This window comes from Plantibacter sp. 2H11-2, assembly GCF_050031945.1.
In the GTDB taxonomy this organism is placed as follows: domain Bacteria; phylum Actinomycetota; class Actinomycetes; order Actinomycetales; family Microbacteriaceae; genus Plantibacter; species Plantibacter auratus.
This window is the reverse complement of sequence record NZ_JBNBBL010000001.1, coordinates 97517-123793: the sequence shown is the minus strand read 5'-3', so window position 1 is coordinate 123793 and position 26277 is coordinate 97517. Positions and strand designations below refer to the sequence as shown.

Genomic DNA, 26277 nt, shown 5'->3' with positions numbered 1-26277 from the left:
GTCGTCTCCGTCGCGAGGGGCTCAGTAGCTCCGGAACGCGACGACCGCGTTGTGGCCGCCGAACCCGAACGAGTTGCTGATGGCGAGCAGGTCGCCGGACCCGAGCTCGCGCGGCGTCGTGACGACGTCGAGCGGGATCTCCGGGTCCTGGTTGTCGAGGTTGATGGTCGGCGGGATGACCCGGTGGTGCAGGGCGAGCGCCGTGTAGGCCGCTTCGATGGCACCCGCGCCGCCGAGGAGGTGGCCGGTCGACGCCTTCGTGGCCGTCACGGCGATGTCGTCGAGGTGGGCGCCGAAGACCCGACGCAGCGCGTTGTACTCCGCGATGTCGCCGACGGGCGTGCTCGTGGCGTGTGCATTGACGTGCACGACGTCGTCGAGCGACGCGCCACCGTTCTCGACGGCTGCACGCATGGCGCGGGCAGCTGCCGAACCCTCGGGATCGGGAGCCGTGATGTGGTACGCGTCGCTCGTCACCGCACCACCGAGGAGCTCGGCGTAGATGCGGGCGCCACGGGCCTTGGCGTGCTCCTCGGTCTCGACGATGAGCGCTGCCGCGCCCTCACCGAGGACGAATCCGTCGCGGTCGACGTCGTAGGGACGCGAGGCGATGGCGGGGTCGTCGTTGCGCTTGGACAACGCCTGCATCGCTGCGAAGGACGCGAGCGGGAGCGGGTGGATGGCGGCTTCGGAGCCACCGGCCACGACGATGTCGGCGAGGCCGGCCTGGAGGTGGTCGTATGCGTTGGCGAGCGACTCGGTGCTTGACGCACAAGCGGAGACGACGGTGCGCTCTCCGCCTCGGGCACCGAGGTCCATGCCGATCGCCGCTGCCGGGCCGTTCGGCATGAGCATCGGGACGGTCATGGGCAGGACGCGGCGGGGGCCCTTCTCGCGCAGGGTGTCCCAGGCGTCGAGGAGCGTCCACACGCCGCCGATGCCGGTGGCCCAGTCGACGAGGAGTCGCTCCGGGTCGACCTCGGGGGCGCCGGCGTCCTGCCAGGCCTCGCGCGCGGCGATCAGGGCGAACTGGCTCGACGGGTCGAGGCGCTTGACCTCACGACGGTCGAGGATGTCCGCGGTGGGGACGGCGGCCTGCGCGGCGAAGCGTACGGGCAGCTCGAGCTCTTCGGCCCATGGCTGCTCGAGACGGCTCGCACCGCTCTTGCCGGCGAGGAGGTTGTCCCAGGAGTCGGTGGCGTTGCCGCCGAGGGGAGTGGTGGCACCGATGCCGGTGATGACGATGCGTTTGGTGGTCATTCAGTCAAACCTTCTGTGGAGACGACGAGGGGGTCCGAGCCCTGCGGCGGTCGAGCCCGTGTCCGGACGGACGAGCCGCCTCGAACGCTGAAGGGCCGGTCGGCCAACTGCCGGCCGACCCTTCAGCACTGCGCTGGGACTAGCCCTGAGCCTTGACGATGAAGTCGACGGCGTCGCCGACGGTCTTCAGGTTCTTGACTTCTTCGTCCGGGATCTTCACGTCGAACTTCTCCTCCGCGTTGACGACGATGGTCATCATGGAGATCGAGTCGATGTCGAGGTCGTCGGTGAACGACTTGTCCAGCTCGACGGTGTCGGTCGCGATGCCGGTCTCGTCGTTGATCAGCTCGGCCAGGCCGGCGAGGACTTCTTCGGTGGACAGTGCCATTGTTCTACTCCTTGGGTGAGGTTTGACCGTAGTCGAGTGTAGTCGCGTCGGGCGTCCTGCTACGGCAGGACGACGACCTGAGCGCCGAAGACCAGTCCGGCACCGAATCCGATCTGCAGGGCGAGGCCGCCGCTGAGCTCGGGGTGCCCCTGGAGGAGCCGGTGGGTGGCGAGCGGGATGGATGCCGCCGAGGTGTTGCCGGTGGTCTCGATGTCACGCGCGATGACGACGGTCTCCGGCAGCTTGAGCTGCTTGGCGAACTCGTCGACGATGCGCATGTTGGCCTGGTGGGGGATGAAGGCAGCGAGGTCGGAGGCTTCGACGCCCGCTTCCTCCAGCGCCTGCTTGGCGACCTTGGCCATCTCCCAGACCGCCCACCGGAAGACCGTCTGGCCCTCCTGGCGCAAGGTCGGCCAGGCGGCCGTGCCGTCGCGGAACTCGGTGAGCGTGCCGCTCATGCCGACGGCGTCGGCCTTCGAGCCGTCGGATCCCCACACGGTGGGGGAGATCCCGGGGAAGTCGCTCGGACCGACGACGGCCGCGCCTGCACCGTCGCCGAGGAGGAACGAGATCGACCGGTCGGTCGGGTCGACGATGTCGGACAGCTTCTCGGCGCCGATGACGAGCGCGTAGTGGGCCGCGCCCGATCGGATGAGGGCATCGGCCTGGGCGATCGCGTAGGCGTATCCGGCACATGCGGCGTTGAGGTCGTAGGCGGCAGCGGGGTTCGCTCCGACGCGGTCGGCCACGACGGCCGCCATCGACGGGGACTGCTGGACGTTGCTGATCGTCGCGATGAGGACGAGGTCGACCTGCTCGGGCGAGATGCCCGCGGCCGCGATGGCCTCGGCGCCGGCTTCGGCTGCGAGGTCGACGGCGCTGACGTCGGCCGACGCCCGCGTGCGGGTGACGATTCCGGTGCGCTGCTGGATCCACTCGTCGGACGAATTGATCGGACCGACGAGGTCGTCGTTCGGGACGCTGAGGTCTCCGCGAGCTGCGCCGAGGCCGAGGATGCGGGTGAACTCGGAACCGCGCGACTGCTTGAGGGTGGGGGTGGTCATTGACTGGTTCTCCGTCTGCGCTACTGCTGGGCGATGAGGTCGAGGGCTGCCGGCAGGTCGTCGGGGGTCTTGATGGCGACCGTCGGCACGCCCTTCAGGCCGCGACGTGCGAGTCCGGTGAGCGCCCCGGCGGGGGCGAGCTCGATGAGTCCGGTGATCCCTGCGGCGCTGAACGCGTCCATGCACAGGTCCCAGCGTACCGGGGAGGCGACCTGACCGATGAGGAGGTCGAAGAACGCCGTACCCGAGGTGACCTCGGTGCCGTCGTGGTTCGTCCAGATGCGGAGCGTCGGGTCCTGGGGCTCGACCGTGCGGCTCGCCCCCGCCAGCCAGTCGCGGGCCGACTGCATGTAGCTCGTGTGGAAGGCGCCTGCGACCTGCAGCGGGATCACCCGCGTGCCCTTGAGCGGCTCGTCGGCGAGGCGGGCGAGGGCGTCATGCGCGCCGGCGACGACGATCTGGCCGCCGCCGTTGTAGTTGGCGGGCTCCAGCCCGAAGGAACGGACGTGCGCGACGACGGCGTCCTGGTCGCCACCGAGGACGGCACTCATGCCCGTCGGGGTGGTGGCTGCGGCTTCGGCCATTGCCACGGCGCGTTCGCTCACGAAGCTCATCGCGTCGCTGTCCGAGAGGATGCCGGCGCCGTAGGCCGCGGTGATCTCGCCGACGGAGTGTCCGGCGATGCCGCCGAACGGCGCGGCGTCGGCGGGGAGGGCCTTCCGCAGGGCGTCCAAGGCGACGATGCCGGCCGCGACGATGAGCGGCTGGGCCACCGCGGTGTCGCGGATGGTGTCGGCGTCGGAGACGGTGCCGTGCTTGACGAGGTCGAGTCCGGCTTCGTCGGAGAAGCGCGCGAGCGCGTCCTTCGCGGAGGCGTCCTGCAACCAGGGGTCGAGGAAGCCGGGGGTTTGGGAGCCCTGTCCAGGGCAGGCGATGACGATCACCGCTCTAGTCTGCCAACCGGAGGACGCCCAGCAGTGGAGCAACACCACGAACCTTTGGAAAATGTGTTGTGTGGACTCCACAAAACCGACCGGTCGAACGGCCCTGCCAGCGTCAGGAGGTCAGCCGACGTCGGGACGGCTCGGGCTCAGCGATGGCACCGAGGATGAGGGCCGCTTGCAGGATGAGCGACTCGCGGGCACCGGTCGCGTCCCAGCCGATGACCTCGGAGACCCGCTTGAGGCGGTACCGGACCGTGTTGGGGTGCACGAAGAGCTCGCGCGCCGTCGCTTCGAGCGAGCGGCCGTTGTCGAGGTAGCACCAGAGCGTCGTCACGAGCTCGCCGGAGTAGTCCTTGAGCGGGCGGTAGACCCGCTCGATGAGCGTGGTCTTCGCGAGGTTGTCGCCGGCGAGGGCGCGCTCCGGAAGGAGGTCGTCCGCGGCGACCGGACGTGGCGCGTGGCGCCAGGACTTCGCCACTGCGAAGCCGGCAAGGGCTGCCTTCGCGCTGCGCGACGCCTCGATGAGGGATGGCACGGCGTGACCGAGCACCAGGTGCCCCGGCCCGAAGCCGTGCTCGAGCTTGGCGGCGATGTCGAGGAAGGTGAGTTGTGAGCTGGTGCGGGCGTCTGCGGCGGCCTGTTCCGCCTCGTCGACGGGCTCGCCGTCTCCGGGCTCGGTGCTGGGCAGCTCAGCGCGACCCAGGACGAGCACGAGCCGGTTGCCCTGGACGCCGATGAGCACGTCGGCGTCGAGGTGTCGGGCGGTCCGGCGGAGCATGTCGACATCGAGCACCCGTGGGGTCGTCCCGACCAGGACGCAGGCCTCACCGTGCCCGTGCCACCCGAGGGCGGCGATCCGGCTGGGGAGCTCGTCGTCGGCCTCGCCACTGAGGATCGAGTCGACGACGAGGGCCTCGAGGCGGGCGTCCCAGAGTCCGCGGGCTTCGGCCGCACGGGCGTACACGTCGGCCGAGGCGAACGCGATGTCGCGTGAGTAGAGGAGGATCGCCTCGCGGAGGTCGACGCTTCCGGACGCGACGCGTTCCTCGACGACCTCGACGGTCACCTTGATGAGTTGCAGCGTCTGCTGCAGGCTGACGGAACGGAGCAGCTCGCGAGGAGCCGCCCCGAACACGTCGGCGGCGATCCACGGCGTCGACCGGGGATCGTCGAACCACGAGATGAACGAACTGATGCCCGCCTGGGCCACCAGGCCGACCGCTGAGCGGCGGCCTGGTGGCATCTCGGCGTACCAGGGAAGGGTGTCCTCGAGGCGTTTGAGCGTCGCGGTCGCGAGCTCACCCGAGATCCGGCGGAGCCAGTCGAGTGTCTCGGCCTTCGTCTTCGTCTTCGTCACCGTGGTAGCGCTGGAATCAGCTCTCGCCACCCGCGTTACCGGTGTTGCCGGCGTTCACGTCGTGGAGGCGGTAGCGGTCGATCGCCTGCTGCGGGAGGCTCGCATCGACCTCACCCCGAGCAGCGAGCTGCTGGAGGGTGCGGACGACGAGCGACGGGCCGTCGATCTTGAAGAAGCGACGGGCAGCGGCGCGCGTGTCGGAGAAGCCGAAGTCGTCGGCCCCCAGCGTCGCGAAGTCGCCAGGCACGAACTGTCGGATCTGGTCCGGCACGGCGTGCATGTGGTCGGTCACGGCGACGAACGGACCTGCGGCACCGCTCAGCTTCTCCGTGACGTAGGGCACACGACGCTCCTCCTGCGGGTGCAGGAAGTTGTGCTGGTCGGCGGCGAGACCGTCGCGACGGAGCTCGGTCCAGCTCGTGACGCTCCAGACGTCTGCGGAGACGCCCCAGTCGTCGGCGAGCAGCTGCTGCGCCTCGATCGCCCACGGGACCGCGACACCGGAGGCCATGAGCTGAGCCTTCGGGCCCTGCTTGTCGCTCGTACTGATGCGGTGGATACCGCGCACGATGCCGTCGACGTCCACGCCCTCGGGCTCGACGGGCATGACCATCGGCTCGTTGTACACCGTGAGGTAGTACATGACGTTCGGGTCCTCGTGCTCGCCGCCGTACATGCGCTGGATACCGCTGCGCACGATGTGCGCGATCTCGTAGCCGTAGGCCGGGTCGTAGCTGACGACCGCCGGGTTCGACGACGAGAGCAGCAGCGAGTGGCCGTCGGCGTGCTGGAGGCCCTCACCCGTGAGCGTCGTGCGACCGGCCGTGGCGCCGATCATGAAGCCACGGGTCATCTGGTCGCCGGCAGCCCAGATGGCGTCGGCGGTGCGCTGGAAGCCGAACATCGAGTAGAAGACGTAGACCGGGATGAGTGGCTCGCCCTGCACCGAGTACGAGGTTCCGATCGCGGAGAAGGCCGCGACGGCGCCCGCCTCGTTGATGCCCACGTGCACGATCTGACCCTGCGGGCTTTCCTTGTAGGCGAGCAGCAGTTCGCGGTCCACCGAGGTGTAGTGCTGACCGTTCGGGTTGTAGATCTTCGCGCTCGGGAAGAACGCGTCCATACCGAAGGTGCGTGCCTCGTCGGGGATGATCGGGACGATCCGGTTGCCGAAGTCCTTGGCGCGGAGGAGGTCCTTCAGCAGTCGGACGAACGCCATGGTGGTGGCGATCTCCTGCGTTCCGGAGCCCTTCTTCGCTGCCGCGTACGCGGAGTCGTCGGGCAGGTTCAGCTGCGTGTACTTGCTGCGACGCTCGGGGACGTAGCCGCCGAGTGCGCGGCGACGCTCGTGCAGGTACTGGATCGCCTCGTCGTTCTCGCCCGGGTGGTAGTAGGGCGGGAGGTAGGGGTTCTCTTCGAGCTGCGAGTCGGTGATCGGGATGCGCATCGTGTCCCTGAAGGTCTTCAGGTTGTCGAGCGTCATCTTCTTCATCTGGTGGGTCGCGTTGCGGCCCTCGAAGCTCGGGCCGAGGCCGTAGCCCTTGATCGTGTGCGCGAGGATGACCGTCGGCTGGCCCTTGTGCTCGCTGGCCGCCTTGAACGCCGCGTAGACCTTGCGGTAGTCGTGGCCGCCGCGCTTGAGGTTCCAGACCTCGTCGTCGGTGTAGCCCTCGACGAGCTTCAGGGCACGCTCGTCGCGGCCGAAGAAGTTCTCGCGGACGTAGGCGCCGTCCTCCGTCTTGTACGTCTGGAAGTCGCCGTCGGGCGTGACGTTCATGAGGTTGAGGAGCGCGCCGTCGGTGTCGCCGTTGAGGAGGTCGTCCCACTCGCGGCCCCAGATGACCTTGATGACGTTCCAGCCGGCGCCGCGGAAGAAGCTCTCGAGCTCCTGGATGATCTTGCCGTTGCCGCGGACGGGGCCGTCGAGGCGCTGCAGGTTGCAGTTGATCACGAAGTTGAGGTTGTCGAGGCCCTCGTTCGCGGCGACCTGGAGCTGACCGCGGCTCTCGACCTCGTCCATCTCGCCGTCGCCGAGGAACGCCCAGACCTGCTGGTCGCTGGCGTCCTTGATGCCACGGTTCGTGACGTACTTGGCGAGGTGCGCCTGGTAGATCGCGTTGATCGGGCCGAGGCCCATGGAGACCGTCGGGAACTGCCAGAAGTCCGGCATGAGGCGCGGGTGGGGGTACGAGGAGAGCCCGTGCGGTGCGTGCGACTTCTCCTGGCGGAAGCCGTCGAGCTGGTCGGTGCTGAGGCGTCCCTCGAGGAAGGCGCGGGCGTAGGTGCCGGGGGAGGCGTGGCCCTGGATGTAGATCTGGTCGCCACCGCCCGGGGCGTCCTGGCCGCGGAAGAAGTGGTTGAAGCCGACCTCGTAGAGCGCGGCCGACGACGCGTAGGTGGAGATGTGTCCGCCAACACCGATGCCGGGGCGCTGCGCGCGGTGCACGGTCATGGCCGCGTTCCAGCGGATCCAGGCGCGGTACCGGCGTTCGATGTCCTCGTCGCCCGGGAAGTCGGGCTCGTTCTCCGAGGCGATGGTGTTGATGTAGTCGGTGGTCGGCACCATCGGCACGCCGAGGTGCAGCTCCTTCGAGCGCTTCAGGAGGCTCAGCATGATGTCGCGGCCGCGGCCGCGGCCACGTTCGTCGACGAGGGCGTCGAGGGACTCATTCCACTCGGACGTCTCCTCAGGATCGGCGTCTACGTGGTTGGACGAGTATGGATCCTGGTCGTGAACAGTCACCGTCGACCTTTCTCTCGTGGCAGATCGTGCCTGGGTTGTGATGGTGAACTCCATGCGTCCTGATGGGTATGGACGCGGGCGCCACCTTTCACCCTATCCGGTCACCCCAGGGAACGGTGACCGAGCGGCGCACCCCTCCGGGTTTGTGCAGCTGCGGTGCGGGGTTAGGATGTGTGACCGGATCGGACCCGTCCACCGCTCGGGCGATCCGGAGCAGGCGAACCCGCCTGAAAGGACCCTCATGGCACTCGAGAACGACACCCTGGCACCCGACTTCGAACTGGCGAACCAGTTCGGTGAACTCGTCAGGTTGAGTCAGTTCCGCGGCAGTTCGGCTGTCGCCCTCGTCTTCTTCCCGCTGGCGTTCTCCGGTACCTGCACGGGGGAGCTGTGCGAGTTGCGCGACAACCTCAGCCTGTTCACGGACGACCAGGTCACGCTCGTCGGCATCTCCGTCGACTCGAAGCACACGCTGCGCGCGTGGGCGGAGCAGGAGCAGTACGGCTTCCAGCTGCTCGCCGACTTCTGGCCGCACGGCCAGGTCGCCAAGGAGTACGGGGTGTTCCTGCAGGAGAAGGGGTTCGCGAACCGTGCGACCTTCCTCATCGACCAGCAGGGCATCATCCGTGAGAGCTTCATCACGGCACCGGGCGAAGCCCGCTCGCTCGCGGCCTACCGCGCCGCGCTCGAAGAGCTGCGTCAGCCGGCCTGAGCCGGGGCTCGCTCTGGTCGATCCGGATCGTCGAGTGTCTCAGCCGGTGATCGTGACCTCGGGTGCGCGCTCGTAGCGGATGAACCGGTAGGGGACACCCGTGCGGGATTCCGACCAGCCGTGCGCCGGATCGATCGTGACCGGCACCCACTCCTTGCCGACGGTCGGTGCGAAGGTGTCGCCCGCGACGTCGAGGTCGAGTTCGGTGACCTCGAGCCGGTCGGCAAGCGCGAGCGCTTCGGTGAAGAGACCCGCGCCGCCGGTGACCCAGGCCTGGCCGTTGCCGGCGAGCTGTGCCGCTTCGAACGCATCCTCCAGGGAGTGCGCGACGATCGCGCCGTCGGCGGACCACGCGTGATCGCGGGTGACGACGATGTTCGGGCGTCCCGGGAGCGGACGGAACCGCGGGGGGAGTGAATCCCAGGTACGGCGTCCCATGATCACCGCGTCGGATCCGGTGAGCGCCTTGAAGTGCGCGAGGTCTTCGGGGACGTGCCAGGGCATGCCGCCGTCGGCGCCGATGACGCCGTCGTGGGCCTGGGCCCAGATGAGCGCCAGGCTCATACGGCGACGGCCGCTCGGATGGCGGGGTGGTGCTGGTAGTCGACGATCTCGAGGTCGTCGTACTCCACGTCGAAGATGCTGTCGCGCTTCGTGTTGATGCGCAGCTTCGGGTAGGGGAACGGTGCGCGGGTGAGCTGCTCCGTCACCTGCTCGACGTGGTTGTCGTAGATGTGGCAGTCGCCGCCGGTCCACACGAAGTCGCCGACCTCGAGGCCGACCTGCTCGGCGACGAGGTGGGTGAGGAGCGCGTAGCTGGCGATGTTGAAGGGGACGCCGAGGAAGAGGTCTGCGCTGCGCTGGTAGAGCTGGCAGGAGAGCTTGCCGTCGGCGACGTAGAACTGGAAGAAGGCGTGGCACGGGGCGAGCGCCATGTTGGGGATGTCGGCGACGTTCCAGGCGGAGACGATGATGCGGCGCGAGTTCGGGTCGGTGCGCAGCTGGTCGATGACCTGCGAGATCTGGTCGATGTGCGAGCCGTCGGGGGTCGGCCAGGACCGCCACTGCACGCCGTACACGGGACCGAGTTCGCCCTGGTCGTCGGCCCATTCGTCCCAGATGGAGACGCCGTGCTCCTGCAGCCAGCGGACGTTGCCGTCGCCGCGGAGGAACCAGAGGAGTTCGTAGGCAATGGACTTCCAGTGCACCCGCTTGGTGGTGATGAGCGGGAAGCCCTCGGAGAGGTCGAAACGGAGCTGGCGGCCGAACACACTGCGCGTGCCGGTTCCGGTGCGGTCGCCTTTGGTGGCGCCATGCTCGAGCGTGTCGCGCAGGAGGTCTTCGTACGGGGTGGGGATCGTCGTATCCATCCCCTCGATCGTACGGCCAGCGACCGTCACCGCGCCCGACCGATCGTCCGGTGTCGCGGCGGAAGTGCGCGGACCCGGGTTGTGGAGCGTTCCGGCTCCGACGGCGACTCCGGCTAGACTCGACGAGTCGCATCGGATGCCTCCATCCGATCGCGGGCCTTTAGCTCAGCTGGTAGAGCGCCACGTTTACACCGTGGATGTCGTCGGTTCGATCCCGGCAGGGCCCACCGGACAAGAAGCCCCGAGATCATGCGGATCTCGGGGCTTCTTCGTATCCACGGCCCGCCGGCAGGGCTTGGCTCCCCCTGTCGGCCGGTTCCCATGGCGTCCCCGCGGTTTGACGGGCGTGTGATCGAGATCCTTAGGTCATGTTCATTTGTTAAGACATTCTGTGTATGCTGGTTCTGGCCGCATCGAACAGCTCACAGAAAGTTGTACAGAGACGTATGACCGCTCCATCAGCCATCACGTACGACGTCGTCACCATGGGACGCGTCGGCGTCGACATCTACCCATTGCAGGACGGCATCGGCCTCGAGGACGTTGACACCTTCGGCAAGTACCTCGGGGGGAGCGCCGCCAACGTCGCTGTCGCCGCCGCCCAGCACGGGCACCCGACGGCGCTCATCAGCAGGACGGGTGACGACCCCTTCGGTCGATACGTCCACCGCGAACTTGGACGCCTCGGCGTCGCTGACGAGTTCGTCGGTTGGGAGACGGACTTGCAGACACCGGTCACCTTCTGTGAGATCTTCCCGCCGGACGACTTCCCGTTGTACTTCTACCGGAAGCCGAAGGCCCCCGACCTGACGATCACGTCGAAATCCCTCGACCTCGACGCGATCTACCGCGCCAAGGTGTTCTGGGCGACGGTGACGGGGCTCAGTGAGGAACCGAGCCGCTCGGCCCACTTCACCGCGTGGGAAGCCCGCGCCCGCCGGCCGCTGACGATCCTCGACCTCGACTACCGTCCGATGTTCTGGAACTCGGCCGAGCAGGCTTCCACCCAGGTCGGGCGAGCGCTCGAACACGTCACGGTCGCGGTCGGCAACCGCGAGGAATGCGAGGTGGCTGTCGGCGAGACGGAGCCCCACCGCGCTGCAGACGCATTGCTGGAACGCGGCGTCGAACTCGCCATCGTCAAACAGGGTCCGAAGGGGGTCCTCGCCAAGACGCGCGACGAGACCGTCGAGGTCCCGCCGTACTTCGTGGACGTCGTGAACGGACTCGGCGCGGGGGACAGCTTCGGTGGCGCCCTCTGCCACGGACTCATCGAAGGGTGGGGTCTCGAGAAGATCCTGCGGTTCGCCAACATCGCCGGAGCGATCGTCGCGTCGCGGCGTGAGTGCTCGACGGCCATGCCGAACTCCGCCGAGGTGCTCGAGATCCTCGACACCATCAGCGCCGTCGGTGCAGCAGACCTCGGAGGTGCCCGATGACCATCGTGAACAACGCCAGGACATCGCGGTTCCTCCGCGAGAATGAATTCGAGCGCCTGCGCGAGGTCCGCGCATCCGACCCGGCCGCCATCGCCCGCGCCCATGCCGGCCGACGTCGGCGCGAGCTCATCCGCGGTGACGGCCGACTCTTCATCGTCGCTGCCGACCACCCGGCTCGCGGAGCCCTCGGTGTGCGCGACGAGTCGATGGCCATGGCCGACCGGTACGAGCTCCTGGACCGCCTTGCGCTCGCGCTCTCGCGTCCTGGTGTCGACGGCGTGCTGGGCACCCCGGACATCATCGACGACCTCGCCCTCCTCGGTCTGCTCGACGACAAGGTCGTGGTCGGATCGATGAACCGGGGTGGGCTGCGCGGCGCCGCGTTCGAGATGGACGACCGGTTCACCGGCTACGACATTCCCGGGATCGTCCGAGACGGTCTCGACTTCGCCAAGACACTCCTCCGAGTGAACCTCGGCGATGCCGGATCGGTCGCGACCATTGAAGCGAACGCCCGTGCCGTCGATCAGGCGGTCGAAGCTCGCGTGCCGATCATGCTCGAACCGTTCATGAGCGAGTGGCGCGAGGGACGGATCGTCAACGACCTCTCAGTCGAGGCGGTCATCACCTCGATCGCCATCGCGTCCGGCCTCGGATCGAGTTCGGCCTACACCTGGATGAAGCTGCCGGTCGTCGAGGACATGGAACGCGTCATGGCTGCCACCTCGATGCCGACACTCCTGCTCGGTGGCGAGCCGAACGGCCATCAGGACGACGTCTACTCGTCCTGGGAACGAGCCCTCGAATTGCCCGGTGTCCGCGGGCTGGTCGTCGGACGCACCTTGATCTACCCCGCCGACGGCGACGTCTCCGCTGCAGTCGACACCGCGGCGGGGCTCGTCCACGCCGACCTCCCCTCCTGAGCCTCCCGATCCGCCGCGATCGCTGATCCTTCACAGATTGGAACCACCCGCATCATGAGCACTGACTCCCTCCCCGTCGTCCCGCACTGGATCGACGGAGCCGAAGCCCCCTCCAGCTCCGGTCGCACCGCCCCGGTCTACGACCCCGCGCTCGGTGTCGCGACGAAGCACGTCGCGCTCGCCGATCAGGACGAGATCGCCGCAGCTGTCGCATCGGCTGCCGCGGCCTTCCCGGCTTGGCGCGACCTGTCGCTCGCGAAGCGTCAGCAGATCGTGTTCAAGTTCCGTGAGCTGCTGGACGCGAAGAAGGGTGAGTTGGCGGAGATCATCACGGCGGAGCACGGCAAGGTCGTCTCCGACGCGCTGGGTGAGATCACGCGTGGGCAGGAGGTCGTGGAGTTCGCGACCGGTCTCGCGCACCACCTGAAGGGTGAGTTCTCCGAGCAGGTCTCCACCGGTGTCGACGTGTACTCCACGAAGCAGCCGCTCGGGGTCGTTGGGATCATCTCGCCGTTCAACTTCCCCGCGATGGTGCCGATGTGGTTCTTCCCGATCGCGATCGCCGCCGGGAACACGGTCGTGCTGAAGCCGAGCGAGAAGGACCCGTCCGCGGCGATCTGGCTCGCGAAGCTGTGGCAGGAAGCAGGGCTCCCCGACGGGGTGTTCACGGTGCTGAACGGTGACAAGGAGGCCGTCGACGGGCTCCTCACCCACCCCGACGTCCGCGCGATCTCCTTCGTGGGTTCCACGCCGATCGCGAAGTACGTGTACGAGACCGGCACCGCACACGGCAAGCGCGTCCAGGCGCTCGGCGGGGCGAAGAACCACATGCTCGTACTGCCCGACGCCGACCTCGACCTCGTCGCCGACTCCGCCATCAACGCCGGTTTCGGTTCCGCGGGTGAGCGGTGCATGGCGATCTCGGTCGTCGTCGCTGTGGAGCCCGTCGCGGACGAGCTCATCGCCAAGATCGCCGAACGCGCAGCGACCTTGCGGATCGGTGACGGACGCCGGAACTGCGACATGGGGCCGCTGGTGACGAAGGTGCACCGCGACAAGGTCGCGTCCTACCTCGACATCGCCGAAACCGACGGCGCCACGATCGTCGTCGACGGCCGCAACACCCCCATCGACGGCGACCCGAACGGGTTCTGGCTCGGCCCGACCCTCATCGACAACGTCCCGACGACGTCGAAGGTGTACACGGAGGAGATCTTCGGCCCCGTCCTCGCCGTCGTCCGCGTCGCCTCCTACGAAGCGGGTGTCGCGCTCATCAACGGCGGCGCGTTCGGGAACGGGACCGCGATCTTCACCAACGACGGCGGCGCCGCCCGACGGTTCCAGAACGAGATCCAGGTCGGGATGATCGGCATCAACGTGCCCATCCCCGTCCCGGTCGCGACGTTCTCCTTCGGCGGGTGGAAGGACTCCCTGTTCGGCGACACCAAGGCCCACGGTGCCGAGGGCGTCCGGTTCTTCACCCAGCAGAAGGCCATCACCTCCCGCTGGCTCGACCCCTCCCACGGCGGCATCAACCTCGGCTTCCCCCAGAACTGAGTTCTCACGGACGGCCCTTCGACAGGCCCAGGGAACGGCGCGGTGCCCGAGCCGACATCGTTCCGCACTCCTGTCGAAGGGCATGATCGAATCACACACACGACGGAGTGACCAACATGCAGTGGATGTACGAGCGAGGTGACCTCGCCCGAGACGGCTGGGAGAGTGTCGTCGACGGCTCGATCGACGGGTGGGCGCACACGGGTCTCCGCGTCGCGGTCCTCGTCGACGGTGATGCCATCGACCTCCCGGCGGGCGATGTGGAACGCATCGTCGTGCCGCTCGCCGGTTCCTTCAGCATCAGCTGGACGGACGCTGAGCAGCGGGACGGCACCACGGCTCTCTCCGGCCGTCGATCCGTCTTCGACGGACCGACCGACGTCCTCTACATGGGTGCGGGGACAGCAGGCGTCCTCCGCGGAGGCGGTCGAGTCGCTGTGGCCGAGGCCCCGACGACGGCGGTCCACCCGACGCGTCATGTCGCTGCGGAGGAGATCCCCGTCGAACTGCGCGGCGCGGGCCGGTCGAGTCGTCAGGTCCACAACTTCGGCACGCCTGACGCGCTCGACGCCGCGAAGCTCATCGTGTGCGAGGTCGTGACGCCCGCAGAGAACTGGTCGTCCTACCCCGCCCACAAGCACGACGAGCACCTGCCTGGGGCGGAATCGCGCCTCGAGGAGATCTACTACTTCGAGTCCGCCGTCTCAAAGGGTCTGGAAGCACCGACGGCCGCGGATCCTTTCGGGATGTTCGCGACCTACTCCTCACCCGCCGGGGAGATCGACATCAACGCGATGGTCCGCACCGGCGACATCGCGCTCGTCCCGTTCGGCTACCACGGTCCTGCCGTCGCCGCGCCCGGGTACGACCTCTACTACCTGAACGTCATGGCCGGACCCGACCACGAACGGGTCTGGAGCATCAGCGACGACCCCGCACACGCGTGGATCCGGCAGAGCTGGGAGGGCCAGGACATCGACCCGCGGCTGCCCTATGTCAGCCCCACAGCATCTCAAACGAACACCCGCACCGATGGCGAAGGACAGCAGTGATGGCAACGAACTCCAGGACGAAGCGGATGACGGTGAGCCAGGCGCTCGTGGAGTTCCTCGGTCACCAGTGGACCGTGGACGGCGATCACCGTGAGCGGACCATCCCCGGCATGTTCGGCATCTTCGGGCACGGCAACGTCGCGGGTCTCGGGCAGGCGCTCAAGCAGGCGAACGCACTCGACCCCGACCTCATGCCCTACTTCCAGGCGCGCAACGAGCAGGCGATGGTGCACCAGTCCGTCGGCTACGCCCGCATGCACCGACGCCTCGGCACCTTCGCGAGCGCGGCCTCGGTCGGCCCGGGTGCCGCGAACATGTTGACCGGTGCGGCCCTCGCCACCACCAACCGTCTCCCCGCGCTCCTGCTGCCCAGCGACACCTTCGCGACGCGCGTCGCCGACCCGGTCCTCCAGCAACTCGAACTACCGCACGACATCGGCATCACCGTCAACGACGCCTTCCGGCCGCTGTCCCGCTTCTTCGACCGGGTGCAGCGGCCCGAGCAGCTGTTCTCCGTCGCCCTCGCCGCCATGCGCGTGCTCACCGACCCGGCTGAGACCGGTGCGGTCACGATCGCCCTGCCGGAGGACGTGCAGGCGGAGACCGTGGAAGTGCCGGTCGAGTTCCTCCAGGACCGCGAGTGGCACCTGCGCCGTCCGCTGCCGGAACGCGCACCACTCGCTCGCGCCGTCGCGGCGATCCGCGGGGCGAAGCGTCCCCTCATCGTCGCCGGCGGGGGCGTGATCTACTCGAACGCCGAGGAGGCGCTGCGGCTGCTCGTCGAGGCGACCGGAATCCCCGTCGGCACCTCGCAGGCCGGCGGTGGTTCGCTCGTCTGGGACCACCCGCAGAACGTCGGCGCGATCGGTGCTACCGGGACCACTGCGGCGAACCGTCTCGCAGCGGAAGCAGACGTCGTGATCGGTGTCGGAACCCGCTACAGCGACTTCACCACGGCGAGCCGCACGGCGTTCCAGGCGGAGGGCGTGACCTTCGTCAACGTCAACGTCGCGGGCTTCGACGCGTACAAGCACGGGACGCAGATCGCCGTCGTCGCCGACGCGCGGGAGACGGTCGAAGTGCTCCGCGGTGAGCTCGCCCGCTTCCGAGTCGCTGCCGACTACGCCGAGACCGTCCGCCGCGAGAAGGCGTCGTGGGACGCGACGGTCGACGCCGCTTTCGAGCCGTCCGGACTCGCCCTCCCCGGCCAGGCCGAGATCATCGGCGCCGTGCAGTCGAGCACCGACCCGGAGGACGTCATCGTCCAGGCGGCGGGATCACTCCCCGGTGACCTCCACAAGTTGTGGCGCGTGCGGGACGCCCTCGGGTACCACGTCGAGTACGCCTTCTCCTGCATGGGGTACGAGATCGCCGGTGGGCTCGGCGTGAAGCGCGGTGCCGAGGCGAGCGGATCCGACCGCGACGTGGTCGTCATGGTGGGCGACGGGTCGTACCTCATGCTCCACACGGAGCTCGTGACCGCGGTCGCCGAGGGCATCAAGCTCATCGTCGTCCTCATCCAGAACCACGGCTACGCCTCGATCGGACACCTGTCGGAGACGGTCGGTTCCGAACGCTTCGGCACCTGGTACCGCAGCCTCGACCCCGAGGCCCGCAACTTCCAGGGTGAGCAGATCCTGCCCGTCGACCTCGCCGCCAACGCCCGCAGCTACGGCGTCGACGTGATCGAGGTCGAGCCCGGCGCCTCGTCGATCGACGACCTCAGGGCGGCCATGGCGACCGCGAAGGCGTCCGACCGGACGACGCTCATCCACATCAACAGTGACCCGCTGCTGTACGCGCCCGACGGCGAGGGCTGGTGGGACGTTCCCGTGCCGGCCGTCTCGGAATTGCCGAGCACGCAGCGTGCCTACGAGGAGTACGCCGAGATCAAAGCCACCCAGAAGCCGCTGCTCGGCTGAGTGCCGGACAGACCCACGAACGAGTACCGAAGGATCCCGATGTCATTACCCACCGCAACCCCGTCGATCCGTATCGGCACCGCGCCCGACTCCTGGGGTGTCTGGTTCCCCGACGACCCGAAGCAGGTCCCGTGGGAGCGATTCCTGGATGAGGTCGTCGCCTCCGGATACGAGTGGATCGAACTCGGTCCGTACGGCTACCTCCCCACGGACCCGAACCAGCTCGCCGATGAACTCGGCTCCCGTGGTCTCAAGCTGTCGGCCGGAACGGTCTTCACTGGGTTTCACAAGGGCGACGACCAGTGGAAGCGGGCCTGGGACCAGGCGCTCGACATCGCCGGCCTCGTCTCGAAGCTCGGGGCCGAGCACCTCGTCGTGATCCCGGACCTGTGGCGGAGCGACGCGACGAGTGAGGTCCTCGAGGCGCGCACACTGGACGACGAGCAGTGGGCGAAGCTCGCCGCTGGTCACGATCGCCTCGGCAAGGCCCTCCTCGAGGAGTTCGGGATCAAGCAGCAGTTCCACTCGCACGCCGACAGCCACGTCGGGACGACCAGGGAGGTCGAGCGCTTCCTCGCCGAGACCGACGAGCGGTACACGAACCTCTGCCTCGACACCGGCCACTTCTCCTACTACGGCGGCGACAACCTCAAGCTCATCGACGACCACCCGTCGCGGATCGGCTACCTGCACCTGAAGCAGGTCGACACGAGCCTGCTGTTCGACGTCCTGAAGAACGACGTGCCGTTCGCCGAGGCCGTCACCCAGGACATCATGGTCGAGCCGCCGTTCGGCGTACCGGAGCTCGGCCCGATCATCGAGCGCGTCGCGGCACTCGACCCGCAGATCTTCGGGATCGTCGAGCAGGACATGTACGGCTGCTCGATCGATCGCCCGTTCCCCATCGCCAAGCGCACACGCGAGCACATCTTCGGCGAGACCGCCGCTGCACGCGTCAGCTGAACCCACTTCGACCAGTCAGACTCCACGGAAGGCACCGACGCCATGAGCACCACCACCCAGACCACCGACCGTCCCACCGGGACCGACCCCCTGACGGGCGACCTCCGGGTCGGCATCGTCGGAGCCGGTCTGATGGGAGCCGACCACGTCAGACGGATCACCGAGCGGGTGAGTGGTGCGGTCGTCGCGGCGATCATCGAACCCGACGCCGGACGTGCCGCAGCCGCGGCCGCCAATGCGCCCGGTGCCCAGGCGTTCACCCGGATCGAGGACGCGATCGCGGCCGGGGCCGTGGACGCGGTCCTCATCGCGACCCCCGGCCAGTTCCACGAGCCGGTACTCCTGCCGGCACTCGCCGCCGGACTCCCGATCCTCTGCGAGAAGCCGCTGACGCCCGACTCCACGTCGTCGTGGCGGGTGCTCGAGGCAGAACAGCAGCTCGACCGTCCGCACATCCAGGTCGGGTTCATGCGTCGCTTCGACGCCGAGTACCAGCAGCTGCGCGCCCTCGTCGAGTCGGGCGACGCCGGCGAGCTCCTCATGCTCCGCGGCGTCCACCGCAACGCGGTCGTCCCCGACACCTACACGCAGACGATGCTCATCACCGACTCGGTCGTGCACGAGTTCGACGTGCTGCCGTGGGTGGCCGGCTCGACCGTCGCGAGCGTCGAGGTGAAGTACCCGCGTCGCAACCGGCTGAGCCCTGACCACCTGCGCGAGCCGATCCTCGTCATCATCGAGCTCGCGAACGGAGTCCTCGTCGACGTCGAGATGAACGTGAGCGTCCAGTTCGGCTATCAGGTCGCGACCGAGGCGGTCTTCGCCGAGAGCATCGCGAGGATCGGTCAGCCCTCCGGTCTCCAGCAGTGGAAGGACGGCCGCTTCAGCGTCGCCGACCACACGAGCTTCGTGACGCGGTTCGCCGCGGCCTACGACGAGCAGGTCCAGCGCTGGGTGAACGCGGTCCGCGCGGGCACCCTCGTCGACGGGCCGAACGCCTGGGACGGCTACAAGGTGGCACTCGCGTGTGAGGCGGGAGTCGCGGCCCTCACCACCGACGGCCCGGTGCCGGTCGCCGTTCCCGAGCGCCCCGCGTTCTACGCTTGATCCGCGTCCGGCCGGGGTCCCACGCGGCACCGGCCGGCCGCACTGACGAAGGAGTTCCCCGATGGTCCGCATCGCTCTCGACCCGACCCCGTACCACCACGACCACGGGCTGCTCGACTTCCCAGACAGAGCCGCACGGCTCGGGTACGACCACCTGCAGCTGACGCCGCACGCCGACTTCGGGCCGTTCTTCCGCTACCCCAAGGCCGACGACGCCCTCGTCGCCGCCCTGCGCAAGCGCGTCGCGGACGCCGGGATCACCATCCCTGCGCTCCTGCCGGTGCAACGTGTCTCCTCGCCCGAGGAGGCGCAGCGGGAGGCTGCCGTCCGCAACTTCTCGCGCATCATCCACCTCGCCGTGGAACTCGGCGTCGACACCCTCAACACCGAGTTCAGCGGACGCCCGGAGCGCAGCGAGGACTCGGAGGCCGCCTTCTACCGCTCGATGGAGACCCTGTTGCCGCTCGCCGAGCGCGAGGGCGTCCGCATCAACTTCGATCCGCACCCCGACGACTTCGTCGAGGACGGGCTCGAGGCCTGGCGGATCATCCGGGGCTTGAACTCGTCATCCGTCGGCTTCGTCTACGTCGCCTCGCACACCTTCCACTACGGCGACCGCGCAGCCACCCTGCTGCCCGAGATCGGCGCGCGTCTCGGCGCGGTCTACGCGGCCGACACCTTCGACCACCACCGGTCGCACGGACTCCGGTACATCAGCAACCCGCCGGGCAACGCGGCACGGGTGCACCAGCACCTCGCGATCGGCGACGGCGACGTCGACTGGGCGGGACTGTTCGCGACGCTCGGACGCACGGGCTTCCTCGATCGCGAGGACGCGATCGTCGTCTCCAATGTCTTCGCAGAGGACGAGCGCGCCGACGAGGTTTCGCGGTTCCAGCTCGAGCGCCTGCGCGCGCTCGTCGACGCCGGCCGCGCGGCCGCTTCGGGTGAGGGAGCGGGAGCCGGCGCGTGAGACTCGGCCTCGTCGGGTACGGATTCGGCGGACGCACGTTCCACGCCCCGTTCGTCGCTGCTCTCGGTGACGGGGTCCTCGCCGGGGTCATGACCCGTTCGCCGGTCCGCCGGGCGGAGCTCGCCGTCGACCATCCCGGGGTGCCCGTGTACGACACCGTCGGAGATCTGCTCGCATCGGGTGTGGACATCGTGACGATCTCGACGCCGCCGTCGGGTCGGCTCGACATCGCCAAGCGCGTGATCGACGCCGGAGTACCGGTGATCGTCGACAAGCCGATGGCGAGCAGTCTTGCCGAGGCGCGAGAACTCGTCGCCTACGCGGCTGACCGAGGCGTCCTGCTCAGCGTCTTCCAGAACCGGCGTTGGGACTCCGAGGCCCGCACGCTGCGGGCGATCGTGCGCTCGGGCGCCGTCGGTGACATCCGCCTCGTCGAGAACATCCTCGACCGGTGGGAACCTCACGCGACCGGAGACGGATCCGGCGGCGGTCAGCTCTTGGATCTGGGCAGTCACATCGTGGACCAGGTTCGTGACGCGCTCGGACCTGTCCAGCGGGTGTTCGCAACGATCGACCGCCGGCCGGGTGACGAGTACGAGTACGCCTTCGACCTGCTTCTCGAGCACGAGGATGGTATCCGGTCGATCGTCGCTTCCGACGTCCTGCAACCCGACGGGCGCCCACGCCTGCGGGTGACCGGACGCACCGGGACCGTCACCGTACGTGGGCTCGACCTTCAGACGGATCAAGTGCTAGCCGGCCTTCGGCCCGCCGATGAGGGCTGGGGCGTCGAGCCGCACGAGCGGTGGGGCACGCTCACGACGACGGACGGTGAGCGGCGGCCGTATCCGCGCGCAGACGGTCGCTGGCAGGATTTCTACGCAGGGGTGCGTGACGCGATCGACACCGGGTCCGGCGTCCTCCCTGTCGCCGTCGAGGGCTCCCTCGACACATTCGCGATCCTCGAGACCGCTCGCCGGAGCGCTCAGCTCGGCACCTGGGTGGACGTCTCGTCCGTCTGACATTCCTCGGTGCGTGTTCCCGGCCCAGCAGAACGGCCCGTCCTCTCGATGAGGGCGGGCCGTTCGACGGTGTGGCGCGGACCAGGATCAGAAGGTCTTGTACTGCTCCTTGAAGTGGTCCTCGAGCGACTCGAGGCTCTTGCCCTTCGTCTCCGGGACACTCGTCGCGACGAAGAGGATGGCGAGGAGACCGACCGCGGCGAAGAGGAGGAAGGTGGCGAAGCCGAGGGACTCGACGAGCGAGGGGAACACGAGCGAGATGATCGCGTTCGTGGTCCAGAGCACCAGGACGGTGATGCCGATCATGACGCCGCGCATCTTGAGTGGGAAGATCTCGGCGATCATGAGCCAGGCGAGGGGTCCGATGGTGCCCTGCATGATCCCGATGAAGAGCAGGATCGCGATGAGGAGCAGCCACGGGCGGACGGGGTTGTCCTCGGGCAGGCCGAGGCCGATGGCGCCGACGAGCAGGTGCATGGTCGTGGTGCCGATGAACCCGAACAACATCAGCGAGCGGCGGTTGAACCGGTTGATGATCGACAGCGCGACGAGCATCGCGGTCACGGACATGACGCCGTTCAACACGTTGAAGCTGAGCGCCGCGTTGCGGGTGAACCCGGCCGCCTCGAGCACCTGGGTGCCGTAGTACATCATCGAGTTGATGCCGGTGAGTTGCTGGTAGGCGGCGATGCCGATGCCGATGAACAGGAGGCGACGGATCCACGGCGTGCGGACGATGTCGCGGAACGTGCCCGACTGCTCGTCCTTCTCGATCTCGGAGAGCTGCCGGACCTCCTCCATCTCGGCGACCGCGCGCTCCTCGGAGCGCACCTGCCGGAGCACCTCGAGGGCCTCGTCGTCTCGTCCGCGGGCGATGAGCCAGCGCGGGCTCTCGGGCATCCGGAGCATGCCGAAGAACAGGACGAACGCCGGGATCACGGCGATGGCGAGCATGTAGCGCCAGACGTGGTCGTTGGAGCCCCAGATGTTGCCGATGATCGCGTTGATCGCGAAGGCGAGGAACTGCCCGCCGACGATCATGAGCTCGTTCCGCGACACGAGGCTGCCGCGCTTCTCGAACGGCGCGACCTCGGCGAGGTAGACCGGCACCGTGACCGAGGCGCCGCCGACGGCGAGGCCGAGGATGAAGCGGAAGACGAGCAGGATCTCGTAGGTCGGGGCGATGACGCAGCCGCCGGCGCCGATGAAGAACAGGACGGCGATGATGAGGATGTTGCGCTTGCGACCGAGGCGGTCCGACAGACGCCCACCGAAGAAGGCGCCGACGGCGGCACCGATCAGCAGGGTGAAGGTGATGAGTCCTTCTTGGAAGGAGTCGAGGCCGAAGTACTCCATCATGAACGACAGAGCGCCGTTGAGGACGCCGGTGTCGTAGCCGAAGAGCAGCCCGCCGAAGGTCGCGATGACGGCGACGAGGCCGAGGCGTCGGTTGTAGGGGCCGTTGCCGAGTGGCGGCAGGGCCACCTTCACGGCATTGGTGATCGTTCCACCATGAGACACGTTGTTCGCTCCTTTGCGTGTTCCCGCCTCCGGCCCCGATGGGCCGGTTGTCGACGCTGAACCGGGTGAGAATGTGTCCTAATGTTAGGACATTCTGCCACGGACCGCTAGTGCGTCGAGAACTCGACGTGAACGCTCGCTCAGAATCGCTCCAGCTGCGGCCTGAACCGCACGGGCCCCATCGATGTCAGGATCAGAGTGTCTCGCCCGCATCCGCCAGGAGGGTGCTCCCCGTCATGATCATGGACAGGTCGCTCGCCGCGAAGAGGACGACGCGGGCGATGTCGTCTGGGGTGCCGAAGCGTCCGATGAGGCTCTGGTTCATGACGTCGAGTTTCGGGAGCTCGACGCCGGCTGCAGCGGCGGCCTCGGCGGCGGCGGCCGCGACGGCGAGGTTCCCCTCCGTGGGCACGAAGCTCGGCGCGACACCGAGGACCCGGACGCCGAGCGGGGCGAGGTCGACCGCGAGCGACTTCGTGAGTCCGAGCGCCGCATGCTTCGAGCTCACGTAGGCGGACATGCCCGGGAAGGCGACCTGGACTCCGGCGGTCGAGACGATGTTCACGATGACGCCGCCGGACCCGTCCGCCGTCATGCGTCGTGCCGCTTCGCGCGCCCCGAGGAAGACGCCGCGGGCGTTGACGGCGAAGACCCGGTCCCAGGTCTCGTCGTCCATCTCGAGCACGGGGGCGTTGGGGAAGACGCCGGCGTTGTTCACCCAGACGTCGATCCCCCCGAGCTCGGCGACGGCGAAGTCTGCGGCGGCCGCGACGGAGGCGGCGTCGCTCACGTCGGCGCGGGTTCCGAGGGCCGTGACGCCGAACCGTGCGCGGAGCTCGTCGGCCGCGGTGCGCGCGGCGTCCTCGTGCAGGTCGACGATGAGGAGGTCGGCGCCGGCCTCCGCGAGTCGGACGGCGATGGCCTTGCCCAGTCCTTGCGCGCCTCCGGTGACGACGGCGCGTCGCCCGGCGAGGGAGAGGAGGTCTGCGAGCGGGGTCTCGGAGACATCGGGGAAGGGGTAGGGCATGACGACCTCCATGTCGTGGCAACAGTATTGGCAGAGTATGTCATAAAACGGCCTTCGCGCGGGCGCTAGCGTGGGTGCATGACCGCCAAACGGGGCCCAGGCCGCCCGCCCGTCTCCGAGCCGGACGAACTCCGGTCGCGAGCGCTCGACGTGCTCTACCGCCGTGGGTATCAGGGCACGACCATGGGCGCACTGGCGGACGAGGTCGGCGTGAGCGTCCGCACCCTGCACCGGTACTTCCCGACGAAGGCCGACATCGTCTGGGGTGGCATCGAGGGGGCGATCGACGCGCTGGCCCATGGCTTCGCGACGGCCGACGAGTCACTCCCGATCACCGACGCCATCACCGCCGTCGTCCTCGACGTGTTCGATCAGGACGCCGACGCCCTCGCCGTCGGCCGCGCCCGGATGCGCCTCATCGCGACGACCCCGGAGCTGCGTGAGACGAGGCCGGAGACCTATCGACGCTGGCGCGAACAGACGATCGAGTTCGTCGCGCGGCGTCTCGGCGCCTCGTCCTCCGACATCGTGCCGCGAGCCGTCGGGGCCGCGGTACAGGCGGCGATCGACGAGGCGCTGGCCTGGTGGGCGGCCGGCGATCGCGACGCCTCTCCCGCCCAGGCGGTCGCGGAGGCGCTCCGCGGCTTCGACGTCATCCGCACGAGCGGTGTGGACTCGCCGGCCCGCTGACCTCACGCCGTCGTGGTGGCGCCGTCCTCCGGGGACGCGATCAGGCGCATGAAGGCCTCGAGCAGCGGCAGGGTCTCGCGCTCCGGGTCCAGGAGTGCCTGGATGCGCAGACCGTCGATCATCGCCAGCGTCATCGTCACCTTGTCATCGGCGGTGAGCTGCTCCCCGTCGGCGGCCGTCGAGAGCCGCTTGTCGGTGAAGTGCTCGCGCATGCGGGCTCGGCGGGCCATGAAGAAGTCGTGCGCGGGGTGGTGGGGGTTCGTGGCCGCGATGGTGATCGCGAGCCAGTTGCGTTGCTGCTCGGGGTGGGCGAAGTCCTCCTCGAGCACCGCGCTCAGGACGCGGTCCGCCGGCAGTCTGGACTGCATGATGCGCTGGGCGAGCTCGAGGTCGTCGGCGTCCCGCTGCGCGAGGGCGGCCAGGAGGAGGTCGTCCTTCGTCGCGAAGTGGCGGAGGAGCGCGGCGTGCGTGACGCTCGCGCGGGAGGCGATGTCCCGCAGCGAGGCCCGCTCGTAGCCGTGCTCGGCGAAGCTCGCCGACGCCGCCCGGATCATCTCGGCGCGGCGGGCCGGTGTCGTCGCGTAGGGGCCGCGGGGGCCACGTCGACCGCGGGTCGGGTTCCCCTCCGGTGCGATGTTCGTCGCCGTGCTCGTCGTCATGCTCGGCCTTCCTCGCGTCGATCGGACAGGTGTTGCCCAGGACTTGCCAATTGTATCCACGATGGTTACTGTTTCCAAACAGTAACCATGGTGGTTACAGTTTGCCGGAGTCGCACACCGCTGTCGCCCGGACGCAGACCAGCACCGTAGCCGGTCGACACACCCGATGAAGGAGTCATGGTGTCCCCGAACGAACCCGATCCCACCGCCCGCGCCGCCGCCGGTCTCGCCGCGGCCCAGCCCACCCCGGGCTCGCAGCCCGAACCCGACGGACTCGACGCCGCCCCGGCCACCGTGCAGGACCCGCAGACCCCGGTCAGCCGCTCCTACATCTTCTGGCTCATGCTCGCCAGCTTCGGCGCGTCCATGGCCATGATGGTGCCGCTGTCGTACGGCATCGCCGTCCGCATCTCCGAGCTCGCGCCGGGTCACGAGGAGGTGCTCGGCTACATCACCGGGACGGCCCAGCTCGTCTACCTCGTCATCAGCCCCATGGTCGGCATCTGGAGCGACCGCGTCCGCTCACGCCTCGGCCGCCGCACGCCGTTCATCTTCCTCGGCGTCGGGATCGGCCTCATCGGCCTCATCGTCATGGGACTCGCGCCCGACCTCCTCATCGTCGGTGCCGGCTGGGTGCTCGGCATGTCCGGCTGGTCCATCTGTGGCGCAGCGATCCAGACGCTGCAGGCGGACAAGCTCCCGGAGTCGCAGCGCGGCAAGGTGTCGGCACTGACCGGGCTCATGACGCAGATCGCGCCGGTCCTCGGCATCGGCGTCGCCTACGCGGTGTCGTCCAGCACCTTCCTCGTGTTCCTCGTCCCCGGCGTCATCGGCGCCGTCCTCCTCGCGATCTTCCCGCTCATCAAGCCGGAGGGGAGCTCCAAGCACCTCGCGAAGACGGACACCGTCACCGTCGGCTCCGTCGTCCGCAGCTACGGCTTCAACGTGCGCAAGTACCCGGACTTCGCCTGGAACTGGCTCGGTCGCTTCGTCTTCTTCATCGGCCTCTACTTCAACACCACGTTCGGCACCTTCTTCTACGCGCAGCGGCTCGATCTCCCGGTCCGCGAGGTCGCCGGGGTCGTCGCCACGATCGGGATGCTCGGTGTGGTCGCCGCCGCCGGTGGGGCGCTGCTCGGCGGCTTCCTCTCCGACAAGCTCAAGCGTCGGCGGCTGTTCGTGCTCATCGCCTCGCTCCTCTTCGTCGCCGGGGCCCTGGCCGAGGCGTTCGCGTGGTCGCTGCCGCAGCTCATCATCGGTGCGGTGCTCATGCAGACCGCGATCGCGGTGTTCGCGACGGTGGACCAGGCGATCATCTTCGCCATCCTGCCGAACCGCGAGGAGGCCGGCCGGTACATGGCGGTCGTCGCCTTCGCGCAGAAGATCCCGAGTGCCGTCGCGCCGCTGCTCGCCTCGGTCGTGATCACCCTCGGCGCGACCGGTGCGGAGAAGAACTACACGATCCTCTACCTCACGGGCGCGGTCCTCGCGCTCCTCGGCGGGATCATCGTCTCCACCAAGGTCAAAGCCGTCCGCTGACCCGGTGGCGCCGAGCCGCCGACACCCCGTCCAGCACCACCCAGC

Annotated in this window: 23 protein-coding genes and 1 tRNA gene; 13 read left to right on the top strand and 11 right to left on the bottom strand. The window is 68.5% G+C overall.

Annotated features, from left to right (window positions below):
* Positions 1-21: 21 nt before the first annotated feature.
* The 6 genes from ACQG07_RS00520 to aceE all read right to left on the bottom strand — a co-directional run bounded on the left by ACQG07_RS00520 (position 22) and on the right by aceE (position 7756).
* Positions 22-1260, bottom strand: coding sequence for a beta-ketoacyl-[acyl-carrier-protein] synthase family protein (locus ACQG07_RS00520; protein ID WP_071260783.1), 1239 nt, complete (start codon positions 1258-1260; stop codon positions 22-24).
* A 139-nt stretch (positions 1261-1399) separates the two neighbouring features.
* A complete protein-coding gene (locus ACQG07_RS00515; RefSeq protein WP_056006457.1) occupies positions 1400-1648 on the bottom strand; it encodes an acyl carrier protein in 249 nt (82 codons plus the stop codon).
* Positions 1649-1707: 59 nt separating this feature from the next.
* The gene (locus ACQG07_RS00510; RefSeq protein ID WP_426736870.1) at positions 1708-2712 is read right to left on the bottom strand and encodes a beta-ketoacyl-ACP synthase III; all 1005 of its coding nucleotides are present in this window, start codon (positions 2710-2712) and stop codon (positions 1708-1710) included.
* Positions 2713-2732: 20 nt separating this feature from the next.
* Positions 2733-3656 (bottom strand): ACP S-malonyltransferase, encoded by a 924-nt coding sequence (locus ACQG07_RS00505; RefSeq protein WP_085510735.1) that lies wholly within the window; start codon positions 3654-3656, stop codon positions 2733-2735.
* A gap of 112 nt (positions 3657-3768) precedes the next feature.
* Positions 3769-5013 carry a PucR family transcriptional regulator gene (locus ACQG07_RS00500; RefSeq protein ID WP_175484370.1) on the bottom strand — a complete coding sequence of 415 codons (1245 nt, stop codon included), beginning with the start codon at positions 5011-5013 and terminating at the stop codon, positions 3769-3771.
* A gap of 16 nt (positions 5014-5029) precedes the next feature.
* The gene (aceE, locus tag ACQG07_RS00495) at positions 5030-7756 is read right to left on the bottom strand and encodes a pyruvate dehydrogenase (acetyl-transferring), homodimeric type (protein ID WP_426736869.1); all 2727 of its coding nucleotides are present in this window, start codon (positions 7754-7756) and stop codon (positions 5030-5032) included.
* 241 nt (positions 7757-7997) lie between these two features.
* On the opposite strand from aceE, the gene ACQG07_RS00490 reads away from it, so the two are divergent.
* Positions 7998-8468, top strand: coding sequence for a peroxiredoxin (locus ACQG07_RS00490; protein ID WP_064293656.1), 471 nt, complete (start codon positions 7998-8000; stop codon positions 8466-8468).
* 39 nt (positions 8469-8507) lie between these two features.
* Here the strand turns inward: ACQG07_RS00490 and ACQG07_RS00485 are convergent, their stop codons facing one another.
* Positions 8508-9032, bottom strand: a complete 525-nt coding sequence (locus ACQG07_RS00485; protein WP_426736868.1) for a dihydrofolate reductase — start codon at positions 9030-9032, stop codon at positions 8508-8510.
* On the bottom strand, positions 9029-9838 hold the full coding sequence (locus ACQG07_RS00480; protein WP_124769225.1) for a thymidylate synthase: 810 nt from the start codon (positions 9836-9838) through the stop codon (positions 9029-9031). Before ACQG07_RS00480 ends, ACQG07_RS00485 begins: the two co-directional genes overlap by 4 nt.
* A gap of 154 nt (positions 9839-9992) precedes the next feature.
* Here ACQG07_RS00480 and ACQG07_RS00475 point away from each other — a divergent pair.
* The 10 genes from ACQG07_RS00475 to ACQG07_RS00430 all read left to right on the top strand — a co-directional run bounded on the left by ACQG07_RS00475 (position 9993) and on the right by ACQG07_RS00430 (position 20796).
* Positions 9993-10065, top strand: a tRNA-Val gene (locus tag ACQG07_RS00475).
* Positions 10066-10284: 219 nt separating this feature from the next.
* On the top strand, positions 10285-11277 hold the full coding sequence (gene iolC, locus ACQG07_RS00470) for a 5-dehydro-2-deoxygluconokinase (RefSeq protein ID WP_071260773.1): 993 nt from the start codon (positions 10285-10287) through the stop codon (positions 11275-11277).
* Entirely contained in the window at positions 11274-12200 is a 927-nt protein-coding gene (locus tag ACQG07_RS00465; RefSeq protein WP_426736867.1) for a class I fructose-bisphosphate aldolase, read from the top strand. The genes iolC and ACQG07_RS00465 overlap by 4 nt, the downstream gene beginning before the upstream one ends.
* A gap of 54 nt (positions 12201-12254) precedes the next feature.
* Positions 12255-13757 (top strand): CoA-acylating methylmalonate-semialdehyde dehydrogenase, encoded by a 1503-nt coding sequence (locus ACQG07_RS00460; RefSeq protein ID WP_426736866.1) that lies wholly within the window; start codon positions 12255-12257, stop codon positions 13755-13757.
* Positions 13758-13873: 116 nt separating this feature from the next.
* On the top strand, positions 13874-14809 hold the full coding sequence (gene iolB / locus ACQG07_RS00455; protein ID WP_192005453.1) for a 5-deoxy-glucuronate isomerase: 936 nt from the start codon (positions 13874-13876) through the stop codon (positions 14807-14809).
* The gene (gene iolD / locus ACQG07_RS00450; protein WP_426736865.1) at positions 14809-16731 is read left to right on the top strand and encodes a 3D-(3,5/4)-trihydroxycyclohexane-1,2-dione acylhydrolase (decyclizing); all 1923 of its coding nucleotides are present in this window, start codon (positions 14809-14811) and stop codon (positions 16729-16731) included. Before iolB ends, iolD begins: the two co-directional genes overlap by 1 nt.
* Before the next feature lie 39 nt (positions 16732-16770).
* Positions 16771-17694, top strand: coding sequence for a sugar phosphate isomerase/epimerase family protein (locus ACQG07_RS00445; protein ID WP_426736864.1), 924 nt, complete (start codon positions 16771-16773; stop codon positions 17692-17694).
* A 90-nt stretch (positions 17695-17784) separates the two neighbouring features.
* Positions 17785-18801: a Gfo/Idh/MocA family protein gene (locus ACQG07_RS00440; protein ID WP_426737324.1), complete on the top strand. Its 1017-nt coding sequence runs from the start codon at positions 17785-17787 to the stop codon at positions 18799-18801.
* 61 nt (positions 18802-18862) lie between these two features.
* Complete coding sequence (locus ACQG07_RS00435; RefSeq protein WP_426736863.1) at positions 18863-19774, top strand: sugar phosphate isomerase/epimerase family protein; 912 nt, start codon at positions 18863-18865, stop codon at positions 19772-19774.
* A complete protein-coding gene (locus ACQG07_RS00430; RefSeq protein WP_426736861.1) occupies positions 19771-20796 on the top strand; it encodes a Gfo/Idh/MocA family protein in 1026 nt (341 codons plus the stop codon). The genes ACQG07_RS00435 and ACQG07_RS00430 overlap by 4 nt, the downstream gene beginning before the upstream one ends.
* Before the next feature lie 87 nt (positions 20797-20883).
* Here the strand turns inward: ACQG07_RS00430 and ACQG07_RS00425 are convergent, their stop codons facing one another.
* Both ACQG07_RS00425 and ACQG07_RS00420 read right to left on the bottom strand, forming a co-directional pair.
* Positions 20884-22317: a sugar porter family MFS transporter gene (locus tag ACQG07_RS00425; RefSeq protein WP_426736859.1), complete on the bottom strand. Its 1434-nt coding sequence runs from the start codon at positions 22315-22317 to the stop codon at positions 20884-20886.
* 193 nt (positions 22318-22510) lie between these two features.
* Positions 22511-23344 carry an SDR family NAD(P)-dependent oxidoreductase gene (locus tag ACQG07_RS00420; protein ID WP_426736857.1) on the bottom strand — a complete coding sequence of 278 codons (834 nt, stop codon included), beginning with the start codon at positions 23342-23344 and terminating at the stop codon, positions 22511-22513.
* A 78-nt stretch (positions 23345-23422) separates the two neighbouring features.
* Here ACQG07_RS00420 and ACQG07_RS00415 point away from each other — a divergent pair, with 78 nt between their 5' ends.
* Entirely contained in the window at positions 23423-24034 is a 612-nt protein-coding gene (locus tag ACQG07_RS00415) for a TetR family transcriptional regulator (RefSeq protein WP_426736856.1), read from the top strand.
* Positions 24035-24036: 2 nt separating this feature from the next.
* On the opposite strand, the gene ACQG07_RS00410 is transcribed toward ACQG07_RS00415, so the two are convergent.
* The gene (locus ACQG07_RS00410; RefSeq protein ID WP_079002370.1) at positions 24037-24693 is read right to left on the bottom strand and encodes a TetR/AcrR family transcriptional regulator; all 657 of its coding nucleotides are present in this window, start codon (positions 24691-24693) and stop codon (positions 24037-24039) included.
* Between the two features lie 180 nt (positions 24694-24873).
* Here ACQG07_RS00410 and ACQG07_RS00405 point away from each other — a divergent pair, with 180 nt between their 5' ends.
* Complete coding sequence (locus ACQG07_RS00405; protein ID WP_426736855.1) at positions 24874-26232, top strand: MFS transporter; 1359 nt, start codon at positions 24874-24876, stop codon at positions 26230-26232.
* The last annotated feature ends 45 nt before the right edge of the window (positions 26233-26277 follow it).

Coding starts and splice junctions, on each gene's coding strand:
- ACQG07_RS00445 (WP_426736864.1), top strand. CDS start 16,771: ATGTCATTACCCACCGCAACCCCGTCGATCCGTATCGGCACCGCGCCC.
- ACQG07_RS00465 (WP_426736867.1), top strand. CDS start 11,274: ATGACCATCGTGAACAACGCCAGGACATCGCGGTTCCTCCGCGAGAAT.
- ACQG07_RS00410 (WP_079002370.1), bottom strand. CDS start 24,693: ATGACGACGAGCACGGCGACGAACATCGCACCGGAGGGGAACCCGACC.
- ACQG07_RS00510 (WP_426736870.1), bottom strand. CDS start 2,712: ATGACCACCCCCACCCTCAAGCAGTCGCGCGGTTCCGAGTTCACCCGC.
- ACQG07_RS00520 (WP_071260783.1), bottom strand. CDS start 1,260: ATGACCACCAAACGCATCGTCATCACCGGCATCGGTGCCACCACTCCC.
- iolB (WP_192005453.1), top strand. CDS start 13,874: ATGCAGTGGATGTACGAGCGAGGTGACCTCGCCCGAGACGGCTGGGAG.
- iolC (WP_071260773.1), top strand. CDS start 10,285: ATGACCGCTCCATCAGCCATCACGTACGACGTCGTCACCATGGGACGC.
- ACQG07_RS00420 (WP_426736857.1), bottom strand. CDS start 23,344: ATGCCCTACCCCTTCCCCGATGTCTCCGAGACCCCGCTCGCAGACCTC.
- ACQG07_RS00435 (WP_426736863.1), top strand. CDS start 18,863: ATGGTCCGCATCGCTCTCGACCCGACCCCGTACCACCACGACCACGGG.
- iolD (WP_426736865.1), top strand. CDS start 14,809: ATGGCAACGAACTCCAGGACGAAGCGGATGACGGTGAGCCAGGCGCTC.
- ACQG07_RS00460 (WP_426736866.1), top strand. CDS start 12,255: ATGAGCACTGACTCCCTCCCCGTCGTCCCGCACTGGATCGACGGAGCC.
- ACQG07_RS00480 (WP_124769225.1), bottom strand. CDS start 9,838: ATGGATACGACGATCCCCACCCCGTACGAAGACCTCCTGCGCGACACG.
- ACQG07_RS00490 (WP_064293656.1), top strand. CDS start 7,998: ATGGCACTCGAGAACGACACCCTGGCACCCGACTTCGAACTGGCGAAC.
- ACQG07_RS00415 (WP_426736856.1), top strand. CDS start 23,423: ATGACCGCCAAACGGGGCCCAGGCCGCCCGCCCGTCTCCGAGCCGGAC.
- ACQG07_RS00485 (WP_426736868.1), bottom strand. CDS start 9,032: ATGAGCCTGGCGCTCATCTGGGCCCAGGCCCACGACGGCGTCATCGGC.
- ACQG07_RS00515 (WP_056006457.1), bottom strand. CDS start 1,648: ATGGCACTGTCCACCGAAGAAGTCCTCGCCGGCCTGGCCGAGCTGATC.